The 18,459-nt window shown below is 56.6% G+C and carries 4 protein-coding genes; all 4 read left to right on the forward strand.

The window, feature by feature from the left end; genetic code table 11:
- Nucleotides 1–15: 15 nt before the first annotated feature.
- The gene (locus L6H65_RS09170; RefSeq protein ID WP_236340297.1) at nucleotides 16–12,831 is read left to right on the forward strand and encodes a non-ribosomal peptide synthetase; all 12,816 of its coding nucleotides are present in this window, start codon (nucleotides 16–18) and stop codon (nucleotides 12,829–12,831) included.
- A 19-nt stretch (nucleotides 12,832–12,850) separates the two neighbouring features.
- Entirely contained in the window at nucleotides 12,851–14,773 is a 1,923-nt protein-coding gene (locus tag L6H65_RS09175) for an ABC transporter ATP-binding protein (RefSeq protein WP_236340299.1), read from the forward strand.
- On the forward strand, nucleotides 14,733–16,598 hold the full coding sequence (locus L6H65_RS09180) for an ABC transporter ATP-binding protein (protein ID WP_236340301.1): 1,866 nt from the start codon (nucleotides 14,733–14,735) through the stop codon (nucleotides 16,596–16,598). Before L6H65_RS09175 ends, L6H65_RS09180 begins: the two co-directional genes overlap by 41 nt.
- Nucleotides 16,599–17,167: 569 nt before the next feature.
- A complete protein-coding gene (gene ectB / locus L6H65_RS09185) occupies nucleotides 17,168–18,454 on the forward strand; it encodes a diaminobutyrate--2-oxoglutarate transaminase (RefSeq protein ID WP_236340303.1) in 1,287 nt (428 codons plus the stop codon).
- Nucleotides 18,455–18,459: the final 5 nt, after the last annotated feature.

Consider the following 18,459-nt stretch of genomic DNA (forward strand, 5'->3'; position numbering starts at 1 on the left):
AGGAGAGAGACCGCAATGATTGATAAATACTCACAACAGTTGCTGCTATCTAGTGGTCGTTACGAAAGAGAGGAGCAATACTGGTCTCAAAAGCTTTCGGATAACGATGCCGTCAGCGAGTTCCCGCGCACGGCGCTGCGCAAAGGGCCGGCTCATGATGACTCCTCGAAGGGGGGCGGCAAATCCCCGGATTACGAGGTTTACTCGGGCACGCTGGACAGCGCCTTGACGGACAAGCTGAGGAATGCCGCCAGATCGGATCAAGCCTTGTTTATGCTGCTGCTGTCCGGCGTGAGCTATTTGCTTCATCGCTATGCATCCGCTGAAGAGGTGCGAATCGGAGTGCCCGTATTGAAGCAGAACATTCCGGTTGGGGAGCTGGCCAACACGCTGCTCCTCATCCAGACGGAATACGGCGGTGACCATGGATTTCGCCAATGGGCAGGGGTTGTGAGGCAGGCCTTCACAGAGGCCAATGAGCATCAGAACATGCCCTTTCTGGCACTGGCCGACTATGCGCAGCTGCCTGTAAATGATGACGGGACGGCAGAGGTGCCGACCATGGTTATGCTGGAAGGCATTCATGACCGGGCTTACACGGCACATATCGTCTCCAGCCTGTCCTTTATATTCTCCAGCGACGGAGATCGGGTGAACATTGCGATTCAATATGACGCGTTGCGCTACAGCGGGCAGTCAGTGGTTTCGCTTGCCCGCCATCTGGAGAATGTGCTGAGAGCGATTGAGACGCCTGATGCGCCGCTGTCGCGGCTGCCACTGCTGACTGCAGAGGAACGCGGTCTGCTGCTGGACAGCTTCAATGATACCGCGCGCGATTTGCAGCAAGGCCGTACGCTCCACGGATTGTTCGAGGAGCAGGCACAGCGGTCGCCTGAGCGGATTGCGTTCCAACTGGGCGCGGAGGCGCTTACTTATCGGGAGCTGGATGCCCGAGCCAATCGGCTTGCCCGCACGCTTCGCGCTCGCGGAGCCATGCCCGACGCGGTTATAGCTGTCATAGCCGAGCGATCAACCGAAATGATCGTTGCGATACTCGCCGTTATGAAGGCGGGGGCAGCCTATCTGCCCATCGATCCGGCATATCCTGCGGAGCGTATCGCATATTTGCTCGAAGACAGCCGCGCTGCGCTTCTGCTCGGCCAGGCCCATCTGGCGAGTGAAGCGGGAGTTACGGCGGATTACATCGATCTCGGTGACGAGGCTTCTTACCATAAAGACGATTCCGTGCTCGCTTCCGTTGCGGGTTCTGAAAATTTAGCCTATATCATTTACACCTCCGGCACGACCGGCCAGCCCAAGGGCGTTATGGTGGAGCATGGCGGGATCGCCAATTCGATTCAATGGCGCGCCGATGAGTATGCGCTGACGGAGCAGGATGTCGTGCTTCAGTTGTTCTCCTTCTCCTTCGACGGCTTCGTAACGAGCTTCTTCACCCCGATTGTCAGCGGGTCGAAGGTAATTCTGCTAGCCGAGGAGGAGTCCAGAGATCCGCTTGCCATCAGGAGGCATATTGCCGCAGGCGGCGTGACGCACTTTATTTGCGTGCCGAGCCTGTACGGCGTAGTGCTGGAGAGCATGACATCGGAAGATGCGAGGTCGCTGCGAATCGTTACTGTTGCGGGGGAAAAAGTAACGGACACCGTGATCGCCCGCAGCAATGAGCTCGCGCCCCAGGCGGAGCTGGTCAATGAATATGGACCAACTGAGACGAGTGTCGTCGCCGCTTATTGCCGCAGGCTGCGTCAGGATGGACCTGTTACGATCGGGGGGCCAATCGCGAATACACGCATCTATATCGTCAATTCTCATCTGGAGCTTATGCCGATTGGCGTTCCCGGCGAGCTGTGCGTAGCCGGAGCAGGACTCGCCCGAGGCTATTGGATGCGGCCAGAGCTGACGGCAGATAAGTTCATCGATTGTCCGTTCGAGCCGGGGCAGCGCATGTATCGTACAGGCGACCTTGCCCGCTGGCTGCCTGATGGGCGCATAGATTACGTCGATCGGATCGATCATCAGGTCAAAATCCGCGGCTACCGCATCGAGCTCGGCGAGATTGAAGCTGCAATTATACGGCAGGACAGCGTAAAGGAAGCGGTCGTCATCGCGAGAGACGACGTCCGTGGAGGGAAGCTGCTGTGCGCTTATATAACGGCAGAGGATGAGACCGCTCTTCTCGATGTGAGGGAAGGGCTGGCGCAGGAGCTTCCTGTTTATATGGTGCCTGCCCATATTGTTCAACTGGAGCGGATGCCGCTGCTGCCCAATGGCAAGCTGGATCGAAAGGCTCTTCCAGAACCGGATGAGACCGGACTTGTTGGCGACGACACGCCTTACGCTGCTCCATCCGATGAAACGGAGGCGCAGCTGTGCCAGATGTGGCAGGAGCTGCTGGGAGTGTCGCGGATTGGCGTGAAGGATCATTTCTTCAATCGTGGCGGCCACTCGCTGTCAGCGATGTCGCTGCTGTCGCAAATCCATAAGGCATTCGGCGTCGAAGTGCCTCTGCGCATCGTATTCGAATCGCCGACTGTGGCGGCCATTGCCGCCTATATCAAGGACGAGAGCGGCAGCGGACGCAGCGGGAGCTATGCCGCGATGGAGCCGGCAGCGGAAAGGCCCCATTATCCAGTGTCATCCGCGCAGAGGCGAATGTTCGTCGTCAGCTCGCTGGAGGGCTCGGGAACGAGCTACAATTTGCCCGGCGCGATAATTGCGGAGGGCGAGCTGGACGTGCCGCGCCTCGCAGAAGCGTTCCGCGAGCTGGTCGCTCGGCATGAGTCGCTGCGGACTTCTTTTGCCAGTGTGGACGGTGAGCCCGTTCAGATTATTGAAGCCTCCGCTATGCTGGAGGTTCCGTATTCGGAAGCGTTGGAAGCCTCGGAAGGAGAGCTGGATGCGCTGGTGGAGGCGTTCGTTCGCCCGTTCGAGCTGGATGCGGCGCCATTGTTCAGAGCAGAGATTATGAAGCTGGGCAATAACCGGCATTTGCTGCTGTACGATATGCACCATATTATTTCCGATGGTGTGTCGGCAGGCATTCTGGTGAGGGAGTTGGTGGCACTGTACGAGAGAGCCGAGCTGCCGCCGCTGCGCGTCCAGTACAAGGATTATGCGGTATGGCAGCAGGAGCTGCTGGGCTCGGAGCTGATGGAGCGTCAGGAGCAGTATTGGCTGGAACGATTCTCCGGCCCGCTGCCAGTGCTCGATTTGCCTTCCGACTATCCGCGCCCGTCCGTGCAGAGCTTCGCAGGCGGCGTTGTGTCGCGTCAGGCGGAACCGCTGCTGCTGGATCGGCTGCAGACACTGGCGAAGCAAAGCGGAACGACTCTGTATATGGTGCTGCTCGCTGCCTATAATGTTTTGCTGGCTAAGTATTCCGGCAAGGACGATGTTGTAGTGGGCTCTCCGACAGCAGGTCGTCAGCATGCGGATACAGAGCCGATGATCGGGATGTTCGTAGGCACGCTCGCGCTTCGGAACAGGCCGGAGGGTGGCAAAACGTTCGCCGCATTCCTTCATGAAGTGAAGGAGTCAACGCTGGAGGCGTTCGAGCATGGGGGCTATCCGTTCGAATCGCTGATCGAGAAGCTGGGACTGCAGCGGGACATTAGCCGCAATCCGCTGTTCGATACGATGTTTATTTTGCAAAATATGAATCTGGAGTCGCCTGAGCTATCAGGCCTCAGCTTCACCCCCTTAGCCTCGGAATCGCGCGTATCCAAGTTCGACTGGTCGCTGCAGGCGATGGAAGCGGAGGAGGGGCTGCTCCTTAGCGCGGAATACAGCTCGGCGCTGTATCGGGAGGGCACGATTCACCGAATGCTGGGCCACTTTATTGAGATTCTGGACATCGTAGCCGGGCAGCCCGACATTGCGATTCGCCATATTGAGATGATTACCGCGGATGAGAAGGAAGAGATTGTCGGGGTTTTCAATGCTACGGCAACCGAATATCCGCGCGATGCCTCCATTGCGGAGCTGTTCCAGAAGCAGGTCCTGCTGACGCCGGATCATGCTGCGATTACGCATCGCGGGGTGACGCTTACCTACCGAGAGCTTAACGAACGCGCCAACGCCTTGGCACGCGCGCTTCGGGATCGGGGAATCGGCAGAGATGGAGCGGTCGGCATTTATGCGGAGCGGTCGCTGGAGATGGTTGCAGCGATGCTGGGCATTTCCAAGGCGGGGGGTGCATTCGTAACGATTGACCCTTCGTTCCCGGAGGAACGAATCCGTTACATGCTGGAGGACAGCGCTGCGGCGATAGGCTTCAAATTCGAAGCGGAGCCGCCTGCGGACTTCGGCGTCGAATGGCTGGATTTGGCGGACCCATCGCTGTCGGCCAGAGCCGGAAATAGGGTCGGGGATGGAGATGGCGTCGGGGACGGAGCCGAACTAGGGTCAGGTGCAGGAGCCAGAGCCGGAGCCGGAGACCGTGGTAGCGAAAGCAACGAGGACGAGCTCAGAATCGACATCGCGCCGACTGATCTCGCTTATTATATGTACACCTCAGGCTCGACGGGCAAGCCCAAAGGGGTCATGGTGGAGCAGCGCAATGTTGTCCGCCTGGTGAAGGAGACGAATTATGTCTCCTTCGACGCTGACGGAAGTCTGCTGCTTACGGGCTCTGTCAGCTTTGACGCCATCATCTATGAAATATTCGGCGTTCTGTTGAACGGACTGACGCTTCATGTTGTGGACAAGGATGTGCTGCTGAATGCCGATCACCTTGCCGACTATATCCGCGACCAGCAGATTACGCTGCTGTGGCTGACTGTGCCGCTGTTTAATCAGCTGGCAGATTACCGTCCGGAGATGTTCGCGGGCATTAGACAGCTCCTAATTGGCGGTGAGGCTGTTTCTCCGATCCATGTCAACAGGGTCCGCCGCGTTTGCGGCGACATCGTTGTTAATGGCTATGGTCCTACCGAAAATACGACATTCTCGCTCACGTACCCGATTACGGGTCACTACGACGATCCGATTCCCATTGGCCGACCGATCAGCAATTCTACGGTCTATGTCGTGGATGAAGAGGGTTATATGCAGCCGGTCGGCGTGCCGGGCGAGCTTGTTGTCGGAGGAGATGGCGTCAGCCGGGGCTATGCGAATTTGCCGGAGATGACGGCTGAGAAATTTGTGCCTAACCCGTTCGCTTCAGGTGAGCGGATGTACAAAACCGGCGATTTGGGCCGCTGGCGCCATGATGGCACAGTAGAATATTTGGGCCGGATCGATCAGCAGGTCAAAATTCGCGGCTATCGGATTGAGCTTGGAGAGATTGAAGCGGCCATTCTGAAGCAGCCAGGGGTAAAAGAAAGCTGTGTCCTCGCCAAAGAGGGAAGCGATGGACAGAAGGTGCTGTGCGCCTATTACGTTAGTGAAGCCGCCGATTCCGATAGCGCCTCGCTGCGTCATGTATTGGCGCGGGAGCTGCCGTCCTACATGGTCCCGCAATATTTTATCGCGCTGGAGCGTTTCCCGTTAATCGCGAGCGGCAAGATCGACCGTCGCGCGCTGCCTGATCCGGATTGGACGACAGCCGCAGAGAAATCGCCGTATTCGCCGCCGCGAACAGCGGTCGAGGTGGAGCTGGCTGCTCTGTGGGAGGACGTGCTGAGTGTGAAGCCTGTAGGCGCGTTTGACGATTTCTTCGCGCTTGGAGGCCATTCGCTGAAGGCGATGACGCTTATTGCGCGGATGAAGGGGCAGTTCGGGGTAGACGTGCCGCTGCGCAAGCTGTTTGAAGCGCCGACAGTGGATGCGCTGGCTTCCTATATTGAAGGAGCAGAGCAAGCCGCAAGCGATACACTGGTTCCCGCGCCGGAGCAGGAGCATTATCCGCTGTCTCCGGCGCAGAGGCGATTGTTCGTGCTGAGCCGTTTCGAGGGGGCAGGCATCAGCTACAACCTGCCCCGGGTAATGTCGATTGAGGGACAGCTGGACCGGGAACGCCTTGAGGCTGCATTCCAAGGGCTCATTGCCCGGCATGACGCGCTGCGAACAACGTTCAGCCTTGTGGACGGGGAGCCGGTTCAGCGCATTGCATCCGTGGATGACATCTACTTTGCGATTGCTTGCAGAGAGGTGGAGGAAGCGGAGGCAGAGAGCATCATCGATGCGTTCATTCGCCCCTTCGACTTGACGCAGCCGCCCCTGCTGCGGGTAGAGCTGCTGAAGCTGTCGCAGGAGCGGCATCTGCTTCTGTGCGATATGCATCATATTATCGCGGACGGCGTTTCTATGAGTATTTTTATGAAGGAATTCGTGGAGCTGTATGAGGGCGCTGAGCTGCCGCCGCTGCGCATTCAATACAAGGATTACGCGGTATGGCAGAACAGCGTGGAAGGTCAGGCCGCAATGAAGCGGAACGAGGCTTACTGGCTGGAGCTGTTCGCGGAGGACGTTCCGCTGCTGGCGCTGCCGACTGATTATCCGCGTCCTGCAATGCAAAGCTTCAGTGGAGCGACCTTCGCGGTTGAAGCTGGCCAGGAGCTGAAGCAGGCGCTGAACGAAGGCGCGGCAAGGAGCGGCGCAACGCTGTTCATGGTGCTGCTGGCGGCATATAAGGTGCTGCTACACAAGTACAGCGGACAGGACGACATTGTGGTGGGAACGCCTGTTGCTGGCCGTACACATGCTGATGTGGCGCCGGTTCTGGGGATGTTCGTCAATACGCTTGCGCTGCGCGGACGTCCTCAGCCGTCCCGATCATTCGGGGAGTTTCTGGATGAGGTGAAGGCCGCGACCTTGGGCGCGTTCGACAATGGGCAGTATCCATTCGACGCGCTGGTGGAGCAGCTGAAGCTGCCGCGCGATCTTAGCCGCAATCCGCTGTTCGATACGATGTTCAGCTTGCAAAATATTAACATGGACACAGGCGAGCTGACAGGACTGCAGATAGAGCCGTTCGAGTTTGCAGGCGGCGCTGCCAAATTCGATCTGTCGCTGGAAGCGACAGAAACGGAGGACGGGCTCGTCATCAGCTTCGAGTACGCCACCGCGCTGTTCCACGAGGACACGATACGCCGGATGGCGGGGCATTTCCTGCATATTCTGCAGGTGGCGGCTGGCAATCCGCAGACTCTCATCTCCGATATCGATATGATGGCTGCGGATGAGAAGACGCAAATGATGGAGCGATTCAATGATACGGCAGCGGACTACCCGTCCGATGCGACGATATACGGAATCATCGAGGCGCAGGCGGCGAGAACGCCGAATGCGGAGGCTGTTATTGACGGCGACCGCAGGCTGACGTACCGCGAGCTGAATGAAGCGGCCAATCGTCTGGCCCGCAAGCTGCGTACCAGCGGGGTCGGACCCGATGTCATCGTGCCGATCATGCTGGAGCGGGCAGCGGAGATGCTTGTCGGCATTCTCGCCATCCAGAAGGCAGGAGGGGCTTATCTGCCGATTGATCCCGATTTTCCGAATGAGCGAATTCAGTACATGCTGGAGGACGCTGGCGCGACATGTCTGCTGACGGGAACGAGGCAGCTTGCGCGGGCGCGTGATTTATTCAGCGGCCCTATCTTAGATTTGAACGATCCTGCTGTCTATGAGGGGCAGGATGCCTCCAATCTGGAGCCGCTTGCAGGTCCTCATCATTTGGCCTATGTGATCTATACGTCCGGCTCTACGGGGCAGCCCAAGGGCGTTATGATTCCGCATCAGGCGGCGGTCAACCGTATCCATTGGATGGGGAAGGCGTATCCGCTTACCGAGCGTGATGTTATTTTGCAGAAAACGCCGTTTACCTTCGATGTATCTGTCTGGGAGCTGTTCTGGTTCGGCTTTGCAGGCGCGAAGGTATGCTTCCTGAAGCCGGGCGGCGAGAAGAATCCTGAGGAAATTTTGCAGGAAATTGCCCGCAGCCGCGTGACAACGATGCATTTCGTGCCGTCGATGCTGGGATTGTTCCTCGATTATATAGAGGGATCACCGCATCATGAGCGGCTGGCTAGCCTTCGCTATGTGTTCGCGAGCGGCGAAGCGCTGCAGCCGTCCCATGCGAAGCGGTTCAAGGAGGAGATCGGCAGCAGCAGCGGCACAAAGCTGATCAATCTGTACGGACCGACTGAAGCTGCTGTCGATGTATCGTTCTACGATTGCGCGGAGCATGAGGGCAACGGCAGCGTGCCGATCGGCAGGCCGATTGACAACATCCAGCTGTATGTGGTCGATGAGCAGCTGCGCTTGCAGCCGGTAGGCGTGCCCGGGGAGCTGTGCATCGCAGGGGTTGGTCTGGCGCGCGGCTATGTCAACAAGCCGGAGCTGACGGCGGAGAAATTCGTCCGCAATCCCAATGCGCCGGGAACGGTCATGTATCGCACCGGGGATTTGGCCCGCTGGCTGCCAGACGGCAATATCGAATATTCCGGCAGGCTGGATTTTCAGGTCAAAATTCGCGGCTACCGCATCGAGCTGGGCGAAATTGAGAATGTGCTGCTGAAGCACGAGGCGCTGCGTGAAGCGGTCGTAGTCGCTCTTCAGGATGAGGCGAAGGGGAGCTTCCTATGCGCCTACTTCACTGCCCAGCGCGAGATGAATGCGACCGAGTTGCGGGAGCATCTGGGCAATGATCTGCCGTCCTATATGCTGCCGGCGCATTTCGTTCAGCTGGACAGTCTGCCGCTGTCTCCGAACGGCAAAATCAACCGGAAGGCGCTACCCGCGCCAATCGGCGGCGAGCTGGAAACCGGCACGCCATTCGTGGCCCCGCGCACAGTGACGGAGGCGCAGGTCGCAGCGTTGTGGCAGGAGGCGCTGGGCGTCGAGCGGATCGGCGTGCTGGACAGCTTCTTCACCCTTGGAGGCCACTCGCTCACAGCCATTGCGCTGCTTGCAGCGATGCACAAGGCAAGCGGGGTTGAGGTTCCGCTGCGGCTGCTGTTCGAGACGCCGACGGTGGAGGCGGTAGCCTGTTATATCGACGAGCAGGGATCAGCACATTATCGGCCGATCGAGCCGGCGCCGAAGCAGGAGTTCTATGCGGTGTCTTCCGCACAAAGACGGATGTACCTGCTTGATCTCTTCGAGGGACAAGGCAGGGGGCTGGCCTATAATATGCCGTCTGCGGTCATACTGGAAGGCGCAATTGACGAGAATCGCTTCCAGCAGGCGCTGCAAGCGATGGTTGATCGCCATGAGGTGCTGCGCACCTCCTTTCACAGCGTGAACGGGGAGCCGGTGCAGCGTGTGCATGATGAGCTGGAATTCCGCTTGGATCGGCTTCGAGCGGCTTCTGTTGAAGAAGCCGAGCAGCAGCTTGACGAATGGTTCCTGCCGTTTGATCTGGTCAGCGCGCCGCTGCTGCGGGCCGTGCTGATCACGCTTGACGGAGACGGGGACAGGCATCTGTTTGCGCATGATATGCACCATATTATTTCCGACGGTGTATCGGGCGCTCTGTTTATGGAGGAGTTCATGTCTCTGTATGAGGGAGCGTCTCTGCCGCCGCTGCTGCTGCACTATAAGGATTTTGCGCGATGGCAGAACGAGTGGATGGAGAGCGATTCGTTCCATGAGCAGGAGCGTTACTGGCTGGAGCAGCTAAGGGATGTTCCTGTGCTGGAGCTTCCCGCCGATTATTCCCGTCCTGTCGTAAAAAGCTTCGCTGGCGCTGTCGTCGATTTCGAGGCGGGACCGGAGCTGCTCAGCGGTCTGGAGCGATTGGCGCGCGAGTCGGGCGCCACTTTGTATATGGTTTTGCTTGCCGCCTACAAGGTGCTGCTGTCGAGCTATTCGGGCCAGGATGATATTGTGGTCGGCTCTCCAATAGCCGGACGCTCGCATGCGGATACAGAGGGCATGCTGGGCATGTTCGTCAATTCCTTGGCGATTCGCAGCACGCTGGATCGGAATCGAACCTTCCGCGACATCGTGTCGGATGTGAAGGGCAATGCGATGACCGCGCTGGAGAATGGCGATTATCCGTTCGAGCTGCTGGTGGAGAAGCTGCAGCTCAATCGCGATTTGAGCCGCAATCCGCTGTTCGATACCGTGTTCGTCTGGCAAAATGCCGCTGTGCCGCGCAAGCGTCTGCCACAAGGCGAGTCCCATCTTGAGGGTAATGACGACGAAGTTAACGTACTGCCCTTCGGGCAGGAGCACAGCATCGCCAAATTCGATGTCTCGCTGATCGCGGCTCCAGACGAGGGAGGACTTCGCCTTAGTCTGGAATATTGCACGGACCTGTTCCGGGAGGAGAGCATCCGGCGAATGGCCGGTCATTTCCTGCGTATTCTTGAGAGTGCTGCAGAAGCTCCCGAGAGGGCTGTCGTGGAGATTGATCTGCTGTCATCGGCAGAGAAAGCGAAGCTGCTCGGATTTAACGATACGAGCCGCGCGTACAGCGGCTCCGATCTACTGCATGGATTGGTTCAGGAGCAGGCGGAGCTGCTGCCGAAGCAGCGGGCGATTGTACAGGGGAAAGCATCGCTGACCTATGCGGAGCTGAATGACAGGAGCAACCGCTTGGCGCGCACAATTCGCGGACACGGCATTGGCCGGGGAGATATTGTGGCGGTCGCGGCAGACCGAACGCCCGAAATGGTGATCGGCATGCTGGCGATTATGAAAGCTGGCGCTGCCTATGTGCCGATTGACCCCGACTATCCAGCCGACCGTATCCGCTACCTGCTGGATGACAGCCGCGCGTCACTCCTGCTTGCAAGAGAGATTGGGATGTCGAGCGTAATTGGTGAATTCGGCGGTAACGTGCTTTATTTGGCGGATTCGGCCAGCTATGCGGCCGACGGCTCCAATCCGGATTGGACGGTTGAGCCGGAGGATCTGGCTTACATTATTTATACCTCCGGCACGACAGGCAAGCCGAAAGGCGTGATGATCAGGCATCGAAGCATTGCCAACACGGTAAAGTGGCGGCGTGACGAATACGGCTACAGCTCGAAGGACAAGGCGCTGCAGCTCATATCGTTCTCATTCGACGCCTCTGTACTGAGCCTGTTCACACCGCTTGCTTCGGGTGCGGTCAGCTTATTGGCCGGGGCGGAGGAAGCGAAGGACCCTGTAGCGTTGAGAAGGATTGTTGCCGAGCACGGCATCACGCACCTTACGAGTGTACCGAACTTGTTCGGCAGCCTCATTCAAATGCTGGAGCCGCGCGAGGCGGCATCGCTTCGGCAGGTCGTCCTGGGCGGAGAAAGTATCCCAAGCGGCCTTGTGGAGCAAGCGAAGCGGAAGAATGCCGCGCTGGAATTGATTAATGAGTACGGCCCTACGGAAAATAGCTGCACCTCTACGTTTATGCGGGGGCTGGAGCCGGATAGGAGCATTACGATTGGCGGCCCAATCGCCAACACAAGGGTCTATATTGTGAATGACCGTCTGCAGCCGCTGCCGATCGGTGTTAGAGGAGAGCTGTGCGTTGCGGGTACGGGGCTTGCGCAGGGCTACTGGAATCAGCCAGGGCTGACGGCTGAGAAATTCGTGCCGAATCCGTTTGAGCCCGGCGGTTATATGTACCGTACAGGCGATGCGGCAAGATGGCTGCATGATGGGACGATAGCCTTCTGCGGCCGCATCGATAATCAGGTGAAGGTGCGCGGCTACCGGATCGAGCTTGGCGAGATTGAAGCGGTGCTGCTGAAGCATCCCGATATCCGCGAGGCATCCGTGCAGGCTTTGAACGATGCGCAAGGACAAGCCTATTTATGCGCTTATGTCGTTGCCGACAAGGAAGAGTCCCTTATGGCGATCAAAGCAAGCGCGGCTGAACAATTGCCTGTTTACATGGTTCCGACTCATTTCGTGCAGCTGGCGCGGCTGCCGATTACGCCGAATGGCAAAATCGATACGCGAGCCCTTCCGCCGCCCGATCTTAGCGCTGTTCGCCGGACATATACAGCGCCGCGAAACGATGAAGAGAAACGGCTTGCCGTCATCTGGGAGGAACTGCTCGGTGTGCCGGACATCGGCATTCACGACAATTTCTTCGAGCTTGGAGGCAATTCGCTGAAGGCGACGATGCTTACGGCGCAAATTTATGAGCTGCTGCGTGTGGAGCTGCCGTTCATCACCGTCTTCCAGCAGCCGACAATCGCCGGACTGACGAGCATCATTGCCCGCAGCCGCATTGAACGGAGCGAGGCACAGCCGGTCACGCTGCTCAATCATCCGGCATCGATTAAGCGGACGCTGTTCTGTTTTCCGCCAGTGGCGGGCTATGGCTTCGTTTATCAGGAGCTGGCTGTTCTGCTGGAGCAGGCGGATATCGCGGTTTACGGGTTCGATTTTATCCCAGGTGATAATGGCATCGAGCAGTACGTGGATCACATTCGCGCGCTGCAGCTGGAAGGACCTTATACGCTGCTCGGATACTCGGCAGGCGGCAATCTGGCGTTCGGCATTGCGCGCGCGCTTGAAGCCGCAGGCTGTCACGTATCCGATCTGGTCATGCTGGATGCGGAGCCGAAGAAGAAAACGACCAATCAAACCGCACAGCAAATCGAGCAGGAGGTCGGCAAAATGATCGAGGAGGAAGGAGCAGGCGCGCAGTACGGCGTTTATCTGCAGAACGAAACGATCCGCAGCACGATTTTCAGCCATATGATGGGCTATGTCGAATTTCTGAACGAGTTGGACAATAAGGGGAAGGTCGCCGCCGATATTCATTTCGTTGAATCGGAGGGCAAAGGGCTGAACCTGCTGCAGCGCCAGTTGAGCTGGAGCAAGCATACGACTGGCCGCCAAGTGAAATACAAGGGCTTCGGACCGCATGAGGATATGCTGGAGCCCGAGCATCTGCAAGCGAATGCGGCATTGATCCGGGAGCTCTTATGCTGACCGGGAAAGGAGCAACATCTTGATTAAGCTGGCCAAATATATGAAGCCGTACTCCTTATGGATATTGCTCAGCATCTCGGCCTCTCTTGTCACCGCGGCCATTGATATTTGGCTGGGACTGTTCATTGAGGGACTTGTGGAGGATGCAACGGGAGGCTTTCTCGTCGGCATGGGAGCGACCTTCACCCTGCTGGCGGTGCTCACTGTCACAGGGGCCGCTGCAAGCTATGCGATCAAATACGCGCTGACCAGGTTCAGCGCGAACGCCCTGCGCGACATACGCCGTGATCTGGTGAGTCATCTGGAGCGAACGAGAGTATCCGAGCTGGAGAGCCGCCATTCCGGCGATCTGGTGTCGCGGCTGACCAATGATACCGCTGTTATTCAGAACTTTTTCAAGCTGCATTTCTCGAATCTGTTCTATATGCCGGTTGTATTCGTTGCCGCGTTAACCGTGCTGCTGCTGACGAGCTGGAAGCTGGTGCTGTTCAGTCTGCTGCTGCTTCCGGTGGCGATTCTCATTACGAGCCTGCTGGTTTTCCCAATGAACAAAATGTCCGAGCAACTGCAGCAGCATCTTGGCTCGGCGAATGCTATCGCTCAGGATACGATCGGCGGCATTCCAATGCTGAAGGCGTTCAATATGTTCAGAGCGATGTCGAGCAAATACAGGGCGGCCATGGAACTGGTGCTGGCGAAAAGCCTGCAGGTTGAAAAAAGGCGTGCGCTCATCGCCCCGGTCAGTCTGATGCTGCTGTCGAGTCCGATTATTTTCAGCGTATCGTATGGGGGCTATTTGATTGGAGAGGGCGAGCTGACCGCTGGCGGCATGATTCTTTTCCTGTATTTGCTTAATTTCTTGATGCAGCCGCTGTCGATGGCGCCGATTCTGTCCGCTCAGGTGCAAGAGGTAAAGGGTGCGGCCAAGCGATTGCTGGAGCTGCTGGAGCTCCCGCTTGAGCCGTCAGGACGTGGAGAGCCGCCAATCGTCGAAGGCAGCGGACCTTCCCTGGAGCTTGAAGGCGTATCCTTCGCTTATGAAGGCAAGCCACAGGTGCTCACTGACATCAGCTTCCAATTGCCTGCCGGCCAAACCGTTGCGTTAGTTGGACCGAGCGGCAGCGGGAAAAGTACGATTTTGAAGCTGATTTGCGGGTTTTATGGGATGGAGGAGGAACGTGCGGAAAGCACGGAAAGTGCGGACAGTACGAACATTGCTGGAAGTGCTGGAAGTGCCGGAGCGGACAGTGCAGGAGAAGGCGCTCGCCTCACTGGGACGATTCGAGTGCTTGGACAACCGCTTGGCGTATGGGACCCGCTTCCTCTAAGGGATCGACTGTCGCTTGTCTCGCAGGACACGTATTTGTTTCCGGTAAGCATAGCGGACAATATCGGTTACGGTCTTGCAGGAGCGAGTCGGGAGTCTATTATTGAAGCGGCGCGCGCCGCAGGCGCTCATGAATTTATTGTTGAGCTGCCGCAAGGCTATGAGACGGTTCTCGGTGAACGCGGCGCAAGGCTGTCAGGCGGTCAGCGACAGCGTCTCGCAATCGCCCGCGCGATGCTGAAGCGTGCGCCCATTCTGCTGCTGGATGAAGCGACATCCGCTCTGGATACGCAGTCGGAGGCGCTTGTGCAGGAAGCGCTGGAGCGGGTGATGCACAGCAGCACCGTACTGGTAGTCGCACATCGACTTTCGACGATCCAGGAAGCAGATCTTGTACTTGTGCTGAAGGATGGCCGGATCGTTGAACGGGGAACGCATGATTTTCTGCTGGCGCAAAATGGTTTATACACCAAGCTTTATTTGAAGCAATTCGCCAGAACCGCAGAAGAGGACGTTGATCGGAGAGCGGATACCGGAGAGACGAAGCGGAATAACGAAGAGAGGGGGCGGCAGGATGATCGGAGAGAGGCTGCACTTGAGAAACAGCTTAGCTGAGCTTCGCCGCATGCTGGCCCTGCTCGGTCCGCGGCGCAAGGTTTATTTTGCCGGATTGATTGGCGACAGTATGGTGCATGGCAGCATTACCATTGTTATGGCGTTCGTGTTCAAAAATCTGCTCGACTTTTCTGTAGGCGGGGATCAGCAGCAACTGCTGGGATCAATTATGCTTGTCAGCGCTGCTTTCCTCGCAATTGCACTGATCTCGCCGATCTTCGCCTTCATGTATATGCGGGTTGTAAAAAGGACGATGGTCGATCTGCGCGCACGGCTGTATGATCACCTCGGTGTGCTGCCGCCTAGCTACTTTGAAAGCCGGCACTCCGGGGATCTCATCTCCCGCTCGACGAATGATGTTCAGGCGATGGAGAACATCTATACGGAGCATCTGAAGTCGATGCTGACCGATCTGTTCACCCTGCTGGGCTCTATCGTATCCATGTATATATTGGATTGGCGGTTTGCGATTGCACTGACCATCTTCGGTGCACTAGGCATTGGTGTCAATCTTGCATTTGCCGGCCCGTTGCGGCGAACAGGCGACAAGCTGCAGCAGCGCATGGGCCAAATGACGGAACGGCTGACCGATGTGCTGGCGGGATTGCAGACGATGAAGATGTTTCGTCTTCAGAAGATTGTAACAGGCAAATATGACGAGGCGAACGAAGGAGTGACCGCTTCAACGGTGGAGCAAGGGCATCGCAGCGGCCTGCTGGAGGCTGTCAACTATTGTATCAACTTCATCAGCTTTGGCGGCATTCTGGTCGTAGGCATTATGATGTTTGCGCAAGGTTATCTAGGCCTGGGTCAGATGGCGGCCATTGTTCAGCTGGAAATGGGAGTAACGATGATTTTCCTGCAGCTCGGCAGCATCGTTTCCTTGATGCAGGGCTCGCTTGCTGGCGCTGCGCGGGTGTTTGAGGTATTGGACCATGCGCCGGAAGCAGAGCGGTTTCTGCCTCGGGGTGAGGAGGCTTCGCTTAGCCGGAACGTTATGCTGGAGTTCAAGGAAGTTGGCTTCTCTTATGAGCCGGATTCACAGGTGCTGAATGATTTCAGTCTGACGATCAAGTCCGGTGAGGTAGCGGCTCTTGTTGGAGCAAGCGGCAGCGGGAAAAGCACGATTTTCAAGCTTCTGCTAGGCTTCTATTCCCCAACATGCGGAGCTGTCGGCATTGCCGGCAAGCCGATCTCTCATTACACCATGGAGGAGCTGCGGGGCATGATCGCTTATGTGCCGCAGGATGCCTATTTGTTCGAAGGGACGATAGAAGAGAACATTTTGCTTGGCAAGGAAGGGGCAACACGGGAGGAAATGATCGCCGCTTCCCAAGCGGCCTATGCGCATGAATTCATCGAGGCGCTGCCCGAGGGGTATGCGACGATGGTCGGCGAGCGCGGCGCCAAGCTGTCCGGCGGACAGCGGCAGCGTGTGGCCATCGCCCGCGCCCTGTTGAAAAATGCGCCGATTCTGCTGCTCGACGAGGCGACCTCAGCGCTTGATAATGAGTCCGAGTATTGGGTGCAGCAAGCACTCAACAAGCTGATGAAGGACCGCACCGTCCTCGTCATCGCGCATCGCTTGAGCACAATTGAAGAAGCGGAAATGATCTATGTGCTGGAGCAGGGCAAAGTGGTGGAGCAGGGCAGCCATGACCAACTGATCATTCAGGACGGCGTGTATGCCAGTCTGCATGACTACCAATTGAGCAGGGAAAAGGAGCATACAGGGGAATTTACGAGAGGATTTATGAATGATTCTACAAAAGAATCAGCAAAGGAATTTACAAAAGAATCAGCAAAGGAATTCACTGTGGTGTGAGTCGGTGGTCCAACTTGGCTTTGAGTTTGCAAGAGTGACTATTTGCTCGAATGGGCTACCTGCAAGTGGGGAATGGAGCGAGCGCACCAATTCATCTAGCATCGGGGCCATCTATCTGCAAAAGCACAGGTACTAAACCAAATCATGCTCCAGTTCGAGTAGATAGCTGCAAAAGTACAGTTGTTTTTTATCAAGATTTCTCGAAAAGTGTGTTTTTTTGCAGCGTAGGCACTGTCTCCTCTGTTTACTATTCCGCTGTAAGCAGGAAATACCGTGTTAAAGCAATAAATGGCAGCGCGAAAGGATGCTGTAAGCAGGAAAAATCGTGTTATAGCTTCAAAAAAACCACTCCAATCACGCTCCCTGCCACTTTAAAACGGAAAAACCTGCTTACAGAGCACAAATCGAAATTCTCGCCATCGTTAAGCCGGAAAAAACGTCTTAACGATGGCATGCACCGCAGGCAGCTCCGATCGTGTAGCTTAGCGCTGTATGGCGGCGGCCGATTGAATGGGTATAGTCACCCATCCAATCAACAAAGCTCGCAAAAACTTTGAAGGAGTGAAATTATGAATATTTTTGAACAAATGGAGTCGAATGTGCGTTCTTATTGCAGGTCCTTTCCAGATGTGTTCGGGAAGGCGAAGGGCTCGCTGCTGTTTGCTGAATCAGGCAAATCCTATATCGATTTCTTCGCGGGCGCAGGGGCTTTGAATTACGGTCACAACAATGATTTTATTAAGGGCAAGCTGATCGAGTACTTGGAATCTGATGGACTGTCGCACGGGCTGGACATGCATACCTCTGCGAAGGAGGCCTTCTTGAACAAATTCTCTGAGCTGATACTGGAACCAAGGAATCTCTCGTATAAGGTTCAGTTCTGCGGTCCAACAGGCACGAATGCGGTGGAAGCCGCATTGAAGCTGGCGCGGAAGGTGAAGGGACGCAGCGGTATTTTCTCCTTCATGGGCGCATTCCATGGCATGTCGCTGGGCAGCTTGTCCGCCACAAGCAATCTGTATCACCGCGAAGCGGCTGCTGTTGATCTGAGCGGTGTCACCTTCATGCCGTTCCCGCATGGTTTTATGAGCACCTTCGATACGATTCGATATATGGAAGAGGTATTGACGGACGATCATTCTGGTATTGAGAAGCCGGCTGCGATTATTTTTGAAACGATTCAGGCGGAAGGCGGGCTGAACGAAGCTCCTGTTGCTTGGATGCAAGGGCTGCGTGAGCTGTGCGACCGGCATGATATTTTGCTCATTTGTGATGAAATTCAAGTAGGCTGCGGTCGGACAGGCCCGTTCTTTTCTTTTGAGCGTGCAGGCATTGTACCTGATATGGTGGTTCTCTCCAAATCAATCAGCGGCTATGGACTGCCGATGTCAATCGTTCTGTTGAAGCCTGAGCTGGATGTGTGGAAGCCAGCAGAGCATACGGGCACTTTCCGTGGCAATCAGCTGGCGTTTATCGGTGCGACTGCGGCGCTGGAATACAGGGAGCTCGTCCATCTTGAAGCAGAGGTGAACAAAAAGGCAGAGTGGGTGGGACAGTTTCTGGCCAATGAAATTGCTCCGATTAGCAGTGAAATTTCTATTCGCGGCATGGGACTTCTGTGGGGAATTGATGTATCCACAAGCCGGCACGCCAATATTTCCAAGGAAATAACCTCCTGCTGCTACGAGCTGGGACTTGTTATCGAACGGGTAGGCCGTCATGACAATGTGATCAAGCTGATGCCGCCGCTCACGATACCGATGGAAGAGCTCCAAGCTGGCTGCGCAATTCTGAAGCAAGCGGTTCAAAAGTGCTTCGAGAAGCATGAAGCTGTGCAGCAGCATGCGATGGTCTAAGAAGA

This window comes from Paenibacillus plantiphilus (genome assembly GCF_927798095.1).
GTDB classification, from domain to species: domain Bacteria; phylum Bacillota; class Bacilli; order Paenibacillales; family Paenibacillaceae; genus Paenibacillus_Z; species Paenibacillus_Z plantiphilus.

Excerpts from the sequence above, each read along its gene's own strand:
- L6H65_RS09180 (WP_236340301.1), top strand. The coding sequence starts at position 14,733 with ATGATCGGAGAGAGGCTGCACTTGAGAAACAGCTTAGCTGAGCTTCGC.
- ectB (WP_236340303.1), top strand. The coding sequence starts at position 17,168 with ATGAATATTTTTGAACAAATGGAGTCGAATGTGCGTTCTTATTGCAGG.
- L6H65_RS09170 (WP_236340297.1), top strand. The coding sequence starts at position 16 with ATGATTGATAAATACTCACAACAGTTGCTGCTATCTAGTGGTCGTTAC.